This window comes from Vibrio sp. 03_296 (assembly GCF_002265885.1).
The window spans coordinates 1-550 of the sequence record NZ_NPKW01000361.1 but is presented as its reverse complement, the minus strand read 5'-3'; the positions used below and the strand labels follow the sequence as shown (position 1 = coordinate 550).

The following is a 550-nucleotide window of genomic DNA, read 5'->3' as shown; positions in this document are numbered from 1 at the left end:
CKGGTTTGTAGATCCAGTTGTTTTAGCTGTGTTGGTTCAAACAGTTTGCTCATGATCGATTCCTTACTTAAGTAGTGGTACTTGGGTTTTGTTGCTTACTGATTCCATCCAATCTTTCACGGTGTTGTCCCATTCGATTTCTGTGGCACTGAAGAACCCGCGCAAAATAGAAAACAGGATCGCTTCGTCTACCAAAGTCACGTGCTGGTAGGAATCGAGATCAACACGTTTTTCGCACGCTCGATGAGCGCTTCTACCTCTTTGGCAATAGTTTGGTGTGTCTTGCAAAAGTGTCATTCTCAAAATTGAGTGCATCCGTTTCCTTTTTTGTGCGCCAAGCTTGTTGTGCAGACTGAGTGGCAAACTCTGGCAAATCCATGTTTGACCAACGTGGGTAACCCACTTTTTGCAGTGGAAGAAACGCGCTTCGCTGCCAATCCAGCACCGATTCAGACGGTTGATGGCTTTCTGAAGATTGAGCGAGCTCGATAAAGTAAGCGATGATGTCTAAGCTTTCCGCGAGGGCTTGGCCGTCATTTTTAAGTAATAG

At 45.7% G+C, this 550-nt stretch carries 1 pseudogene; it reads right to left on the bottom strand.

What is annotated here, in order from left to right:
• Positions 1-63: 63 nt before the first annotated feature.
• Positions 64-550, bottom strand: a pseudogene (gene grxB / locus CIK04_RS24665) (glutaredoxin 2); the annotation flags it as partial.